The organism is Flavobacterium sp. (genome assembly GCF_021151785.1).
Lineage (GTDB): Bacteria > Bacteroidota > Bacteroidia > Flavobacteriales > Flavobacteriaceae > Flavobacterium.
This window is the reverse complement of record NZ_JAGKWP010000103.1, coordinates 1-8,137: the sequence shown is the minus strand read 5'-3', so window position 1 is coordinate 8,137 and position 8,137 is coordinate 1. Positions and strand designations below refer to the sequence as shown.

The following is an 8,137-nucleotide window of genomic DNA, read 5'->3' as shown; positions in this document are numbered from 1 at the left end:
AATCCAATGAAAATATTTTAATTAATAAAAAGTTGACTGAGACTTCAAATGAATTAAAAAAAATTACAACACAATTACAAGAAGCAAATGAAAATCTGATTATAAAAGACAAACAAAAAGACGAATTTTTAGATACAGTTACCCATGAGTTGAGAACTCCAATCACAGCTATTAGAGCAGCTAGTGAAATATTATTTGATGATGATGATATTCCGGAAGGAATGCGAAAACAATTTTTGCAAAATATTATATCTGAATCAGATCGTCTTAATAGATTAATAGATAAAATTTTAGATTTAGAAAAATTTGAAACAGGGAAACAAAAAATTTATCCAGCTAAAAATAATTTAATACAAACAATTGATAAGACTATTGAGCCTTTGCAACAGCTCATCAAAAATAAACACATTACTTTATATGTAGAAAATAATAAAAATATTTATGCTTTTTATGACGAGGATAGAATTGTTCAGGTTATTACAAATCTCATTTCAAATGCCATTAAATTCTGTCCTGATTTTGAAGGGTTAATTACTATTCAGATTATTGAAAAAGATGAATATATTTTAACTTCTATACAAGATAATGGTAAAGGGATTAATCCGAATGATTTTGAAATCATCTTTGATAAATTCTATCAATCAAACAATCAAAATATCAAAAAACCTGTTGGTAGCGGATTAGGTTTGGCCATCTGTAAACAAATTATTGAACATCATAAAGGAAAAATATGGGCTGAAAATGCAGTAAATGGAGGCGCTTGCTTTTATTTCACATTACCTAAAAATGAATATTAAGACTTAAGAGGAGTATGAAGAAAATTTTAATTGTAGACGACGAACCTAACATCATTATGTCATTAGAATATACTTTTAAGAAAAGTAATTTCGAAGTTTTTATTGCTCGTGACGGTCAAGAAGCACTAGACATTTTACAAAATGAAACACCAGATGCTATTATTCTTGATGTTATGATGCCAAACGTTGATGGATATGCCACAATTACGGAAATAAAGAAAGATGAAAAATTACAACATTGTAAAATTGTATTTCTTTCAGCAAAAAATAAAGAAAGTGATATAGAAAAAGGATTGAGTTTAGGGGCCAATGCATACATGACAAAGCCTTTTTCAATTAAAAAATTAGTTGATAAGATTAATGAACTAGTAGAAGAGTAAATTTATATTAACACATAACTATTAAAGCAAAATGAAATATAATGATTTATATTTAAAAAGTATTGAAAATCCCCAAGCATTTTGGGAAGAACAAGCTCAACAAATTGAATGGTTTTCGAAGCCCAATACTATTTTATCTAAGGATAAAAATGATTATCCGTTATGGTTTGAAGATGGAGAATTGAATGCTTGTTATTTAGCATTAGATAAACATATACAAGATGGTTTTGGAGATGACTTTGCAGTGATTTATGATTCGCCTGTAACTCAAACAATAAAGAAATATACTTTTAATGAAGTAAAAACTGAAGTAGCTAAACTAGCTGGAGGACTACTTTCGTTAGGTTTGCAAAAAGGTGATACGGTTGTTATTTATATGCCAATGATTCCACAAGCAGTGTTTGCTATGTTAGCTTGTGCAAGAATTGGTGTTACTCATTCTGTAGTTTTTGGAGGATTTGCACCTCATGAATTAGCCATTAGAATTGATGATTGTCAACCTAAAGTAATTATTACCGCTTCTTCAGGAATAGAAGTTGATCGCTTGATAGCATACAAACCCTTAGTAGATGAAGCAATTTCTTTAGCAGAGCATCAACCTCAAAATGTTGTTGTATTAAATAGAAAATTAGGGGCTAAAATTCCATTTAAAAAATACGATATCGATTATGATGCCTTAATTTACGGTTCAGAAGAAGTAAATTGCATTCCAGTAAATGCAACTCATCCACTTTATGTCTTATATACCTCAGGTACAACAGGAAAACCTAAAGGAATTGTTCGAGACACTGGAGGATATGTAACTGCTTTGAAATTTTCAATGACCCATATTTATGGAGTTCAACCAGGTGAAGTATTTTGGGCTGCGTCTGATGTAGGTTGGGTTGTTGGACACAGTTTTATAACTTATGGACCATTAATTAATAGAAATACAACTATTATTTTTGAAGGCAAACCAATAAAAACACCTGATGCTTCTACCTTCTGGAGAATTATTTCGGAACATCAAGTGAGCACAATGTTTACAGCTCCAACGGCTATTCGTGCTATAAAAAAAGAAGATCCTGATGGAACGTTTATTAAACAATATGATTTGTCGTGTCTTAGAACTCAATTTCTAGCAGGTGAGCGTTGTGATGTAGCTACTTTAGAATGGTACAATGCTCATATTCCTGTTCCAGCCATTGATCATTGGTGGCAAACGGAATCCGGTTGGCCAATGATTTCTAATATGATGGGTGTTGAATATTTGCCTGTAAAACCAGGCTCAGCAGGAAAAGCTGTAACTGGCTACAATATTCAAATTTTAGGTGAAAATGGACAAGAGCTCGGACCAAATGAGGAAGGATATGTGGTAATTAAGTTACCATTACCTCCTGGAACATTATTAGATTTATGGAATGATAATGAAAGGTTTAAGTCTGGTTATTTAAATAAATTTGAAGGTTATTATTTTTCAGGTGATGGTGGTTTTAAAGATGATGAAGGTTATATTTTTATTACTGGTCGAGTAGACGATGTTATTAATGTTGCAGGTCACCGCTTATCAACAGCAGAAATGGAAGAAATTGTCGCTTCTCATTCTGACGTCGCAGAGTGTGCAGTGGTTGGAGCTCATGATGAATTGAAAGGACAAATTCCATTAGCTTTTGCAGTCATGAAATCTGGAGTGGATAGAGAACATTTTCAATTGGAGCACGAAATTGTGCAGTTAGTTAGAGAACAAATTGGAGCAGTGGCAAGTTTAAGAAATGTTGTTATAGTTCAGCGATTACCAAAAACTAGATCAGGAAAAATTTTAAGAAAATTGCTAAGAAGTATAGCTGATAAAACTGAGTTTCAAATACCATCAACTATCGATGATGTGGCTATAATTGATGAAATTCAAGCTGATTTAGAACATTACGGATTTGGAAAGAAATAATGTTGTATATATCAATTTAGCACGTTTTTAGAAAAAGGAATACTTTCTTTGCCTATATTTACATTATTAAAAAATTAACAAAATGAGTTACTATAAAGTTAAGGATTTAGAAAATTACTTTAAAATGTATAAAAAATCAGTAAGAGAACCAAGAAAATTTTGGGATCGAATTGCTGATGAAAATTTTATATGGTACCAAAGATGGGATAAAGTTTTTGAGTATGATATGCAAGAAGCACAATTTAAGTGGTTTTTAAATGCTAAAGTAAATATTACCAAAAACTGTATTGACAGACATTTAGCAAAAAGAGGAGATAAAACAGCTATCATTTTTGAACCTAATAATCCAGATGAATCTGCACAACATATTAGTTATAACGAATTGTATGTGCGAGTTTCTAAAATGGCGAATGTGTTACGCGACTTAGGAATTAAAAAAGGAGACAGAGTTTGTATTTATTTACCCATGATTCCAGATTTAGCTATTGCTGTTTTAGCTTGTGCTAGAATTGGAGCTATTCATTCCGTTGTTTTTGCTGGATTTTCAGCTGGAGCTTTAGAAGCACGAATTAACGACAGTGATTGCAAAATGGTTATTACCTCAGATGGTGCATACAGAGGAGATAAAACAATAAATTTAAAAGGGATTGTTGATGAAGCATTAGAAAAATGTCCATCTGTTCAAAATGTACTTGTAGTTAAAAGAACCAATGAAAATGTTCCTATGAAAGAAGGACGTGATATTTGGGCTCAACCTTTGTTAGATGCTGCTTTAGATAATAATGTTGCTGAAATTATGGATGCAGAAGATCCTTTATTTATTCTATATACTTCTGGATCAACTGGAAAACCTAAAGGAATGGTACATACTACAGCTGGTTACATGGTATATACAGCTTATACTTTTAAAAATGTGTTTAACTATGAAGAGAATGATGTGTATTGGTGTACTGCTGATATTGGTTGGATCACAGGACATTCTTATATTCTTTACGGACCATTATTAAATGGTGCTACAACTGTTATTTTTGAAGGAGTTCCTTCATATCCAGATTTTAGTCGTTTTTGGGAAGTAATAGAAAAACATCAAGTAAATCAGTTTTATACAGCTCCAACTGCGATTAGAGCTTTAGCAAAAGAAAGTCTTGATTATGTACAAAAGTTTCCATTGAGTTCATTAAAAGTTATAGGATCTGTGGGTGAACCAATTAATGAAGAAGCTTGGCACTGGTACAATGATCACGTAGGAGGGAAGCGATGTCCATTAGTAGATTCATGGTGGCAAACAGAAACTGGTGGTATAATGATCTCACCATTACCATTTATTACACCTACTAAACCAACATATGCTTCTTTACCATTACCGGGAATTCAACCTGTTTTGATGGATGAATTACGCAATGAAATTGAAGGGAATCAAGTTACTGGTAGTCTTTGTATTAAATTCCCTTGGCCTTCTATTGCAAGAACTATTTGGGGAGACCATCAACGTTATATTGATACTTATTTTAAAGCTTTCCCAGGAAAATATTTTACAGGTGATGGAGCATTAAGAGATGAAGTAGGATATTATAGAATAACCGGTAGAGTAGATGATGTTATTATTGTTTCTGGACACAACCTCGGTACTGCACCAATTGAAGATGCAATTAATGAACATCCTGCGGTTGCTGAAAGTGCTATTGTTGGATTCCCTCATGATATTAAAGGAAATGCACTTTATGGCTATGTAATTTTAAAAGAAAGTGGTGAATATCGTAATCATGATAATTTAAGAAAAGAAATTAATCAATTAATTTCTGATCAAGTGGGACCAATAGCAAAATTGGATAAAATTCAATTTGTTAATGGATTACCTAAAACTCGTTCTGGTAAAATCATGCGTAGAATTTTGAGAAAAATTGCTGAAGGTGATTTCTCTAATTTTGGTGATACATCAACCTTGCTAAATCCAGAAATTGTGGATGAAATTAAAGAAGGTAAAATTTAGTTTAAATTTACTTTTGGTTATGTTTTTTTAAACAAAAAGCCTGTCAGTCTAATATACTGATAGGCTTTGTCTTTTTATTCAATTCCTAATTTTTCTTTTAACTTTAAAAATAATAATGCAATTGAATAGGCGTCATCTGCAACTGAATTACGATTACTCAATTGCATTTTCAGTCCATTACCCATTTCTTCAAGTGAATAGCTTTTTTCATTAGTTTCTTTTAGTTTATTATACATCGCTTCAATATCAAAAGCTTCATTCCTAATTTTCCCTAATTTCATTCTGCTAAGACATTTATCTAACATTTCAATATCAAAATTAATTCTATGGCCTATAATAATTGAGTTAGATAAATATTCTAAAAGAGTAACAATAGCTTCTTGTTCTGAAATGCGTTGTTCCAAATTAATATTGAAAGAATCAACAATTGGATTAATTTGATCATGATTTCGTTGAATGAAAATTTCAAAGGAATCTTTAATTATTATTCGATTTCCAATAACTGAAGTAGCTGCAATGGCCATAATAACATCTTTATCAGGGTCAATACCAGAAGTTTCAATACTAAGAACAACGTATTTTTTGGCCTTGAATTTAAAAGAATCTGTATATTTTTTCCAAAATTCTGGATAGTCTTTATTGAATATATTGCTAATTCCTAACATTGTTTATGAGAATCTAGTTAATTGGTATTTGTCTTTTATTAATTGTGTTATATCATCAATAGTTTCTAATGCTTCCTTTAAGTCTTCTTTATCAACTTTTGTTAATTTTTTAGTCTCTATAAAAGCTCCATCATTATCGTTTAATACTCCTTCTTGTGTTCTAAAATGTTGTAATTTCAAGTAGCTTTCTGCAAAGTCAAGATATAGCTCTTTATTTTTTAAATCAGTCATAGCCATTTGTTTAAAACGTAAATAGGTAGAATTAACACCTTTTAAATTATGGCTTAAAGCAAACATTCTTGCAGCATCAACAAAAAATTGAACTCCTTTTAGTTTAAGATTAAAAGCATCTTTATGTATACCACTTTCATCCAAGTTAAATTTTTTAAAGAATGAAAGAGGAGGAGGTGTTTTTAGAATTTGGTTACCAATGTAATCAAAAAATAATTTGTTATTACTTAAGCTTTGATAAATAGCAATTTCTAAACTGTCTTTTAGTTTGGTTTCCCCATATATATATTCAAAGTCAAAAAATATACCACTAAAATCAGACATATTTTCACCCGGAGATTTTATCCAATGTGTATAAATACTTGTGAAATCAGACAATGATTTACACCATTTAATATTACTAGCTAAATGTTCATTAGGACAAGGTTTATAACCAAGATTTTCCATTTTTTGAATAACTGTTTTGGCTAATTGCACAAAATAAAATTTAACATCCCTATGCTTTTCTGGTACCACATCTTCATAAACAATCATATTATCTTGGTCACTGAGAACGAGTTGCTCTTTTCTTCCTTGACTACCTAAAGCCAACCATACAAAACGGGCAGGAGGTGTTCCATGTTGCTCTAATGCTAATTGAATACATTGATGAATTATTGAATGAAGAATTTCACCAGCGGTATTGTTAATATGAAAAATAGGAATGTTTTTAGTAAATGAATTTTGAATAATAAATAAGTATTTTGAATGAACATATTTTAATTCTTCAAAGTTTCTTGAATTCCTAATTTCATCAATTAACACACCAGGATTATTAGACTGTGATTTAATAATGTCGCGTTCAGAAATGATTCCCTTTATTCTAGTGTTTTCTGTACCATCTTCTGTAACACATAATAATGAAGTGTCATTTTTTAGTAATAATAACTGAGCTTCAGCAACTGAAATAGAAGCATCTACAACAGTAAAACGTGTTTGCATTATATTAGTTACATCAGCTTCTAAATTGATAAAACCATAAGCTATCTTTTTTCTAAAATCTTCATCTCTAATAATTCCCGTGATTCTAGCATTGTTAGTTACAATTGCGTAACTTTTATTAAAATCGACCATCTTTTTTGCTGTAGATGAGATAGTTGCAGTTAAGGGTACTGTAAGTGGTTCATTATCAAACTCTAACTCTTGAAAATAAGAAAAATCAGTAGTTTCAGAATCAGCACTTATTTCAGAAATAGATTTTAAATTCTGATAATTTTCACCTGTAGATTTAGATTGATCAGAAAAATGCTCTAAAAAATAATCTAATACATCAGCATATTTAGATAATATTGGTTTAAAAAGTGCTATGGGTATAGCATATATGATTGCATCTTCATTAGCTATCGAATTTAGGGCATAATTATTTTTAGCAAAAAAAGGTCTTAATCCAAAAATAGAACCAGTATAACATTTAGTAATTAATGTTTCTTGCGCATCTATAATCTTTGTTAAGTGCACAATTCCTGAATTCACAATGTAAAAATTGGTATGAAGCGCATCATTAATTTTAAACAGTCTTTTGTTTTTTTCTAAATATATGATTTCACTTTGACTAGCAATTTCTAATAAATCTGAATAAGCAATGGTTTTGAAAGGATTATGTTTTCTCAAAAAATCAACAATATTTTCTGCAAAAGTATTCTTCATGATAGAATAGGATTAGACTCATCAAAAATACAACAATAAATACATAATATAATATATATAGATTTTAAAATATTTTATTTTACATAATGTATATTATAGTTCAAAAATATTTAATAGAAATCAATAAAAAGTTGTGTATACATAAATATTGAATTATTTTTGCATCACTAAAATTACATATTTTGAAAAATAAATACGCCCTATCGTTAATTGAAAAAATTCAGAAAGAATTATTGTTAGATAAATTTAATTGTGATACTACGATTGAATATTTAAAAAAATTACGTGAATATTCTTTTGATGATCAAAATCCAGTTTTAACTAAAGCATTACGTTTAGCTTATGAACATTTAGAATCAAACGGTGCTTTTTTAATTGGAATCCCTATGGATGAGCCTATGGATGATTCTGAAAAAGAATTTAACTTCTCTGAAACAAATGATTTAGAAAGCTTTGAATATTTC

At 30.0% G+C, this 8,137-nt stretch carries 7 protein-coding genes; 5 read left to right on the top strand and 2 right to left on the bottom strand.

What is annotated here, in order from left to right:
• The 4 genes from QZ824_RS09705 to acs all read left to right on the top strand — a co-directional run.
• The coding region (locus QZ824_RS09705) for a HAMP domain-containing sensor histidine kinase (RefSeq protein ID WP_291275823.1) at positions 1-797 on the top strand (797 nt) is incomplete at its 5' end.
• Between the two features lie 14 nt (positions 798-811).
• On the top strand, positions 812-1,177 hold the full coding sequence (locus QZ824_RS09700; RefSeq protein WP_291275822.1) for a response regulator: 366 nt from the start codon (positions 812-814) through the stop codon (positions 1,175-1,177).
• Positions 1,178-1,208: 31 nt separating this feature from the next.
• Positions 1,209-3,101, top strand: a complete 1,893-nt coding sequence (locus QZ824_RS09695) for an acetate--CoA ligase (protein ID WP_291275821.1) — start codon at positions 1,209-1,211, stop codon at positions 3,099-3,101.
• An 82-nt stretch (positions 3,102-3,183) separates the two neighbouring features.
• Complete coding sequence (acs, locus tag QZ824_RS09690) at positions 3,184-5,091, top strand: acetate--CoA ligase (RefSeq protein WP_291275820.1); 1,908 nt, start codon at positions 3,184-3,186, stop codon at positions 5,089-5,091.
• 74 nt (positions 5,092-5,165) lie between these two features.
• Here acs and QZ824_RS09685 read toward each other — a convergent pair whose 3' ends face one another.
• Together QZ824_RS09685 and QZ824_RS09680 are read right to left on the bottom strand one after the other, a co-directional pair.
• Positions 5,166-5,756, bottom strand: a complete 591-nt coding sequence (locus QZ824_RS09685) for a 3'-5' exonuclease (RefSeq protein WP_291275819.1) — start codon at positions 5,754-5,756, stop codon at positions 5,166-5,168.
• Positions 5,757-5,759: 3 nt separating this feature from the next.
• Complete coding sequence (locus QZ824_RS09680) at positions 5,760-7,673, bottom strand: DUF294 nucleotidyltransferase-like domain-containing protein (RefSeq protein ID WP_291275818.1); 1,914 nt, start codon at positions 7,671-7,673, stop codon at positions 5,760-5,762.
• Positions 7,674-7,855: 182 nt separating this feature from the next.
• Between QZ824_RS09680 and QZ824_RS09675 the strand changes: the two genes are divergently transcribed.
• Positions 7,856-8,137: hypothetical protein (locus tag QZ824_RS09675; RefSeq protein WP_291275817.1), on the top strand; the 282-nt coding region annotated here is incomplete at its 3' end.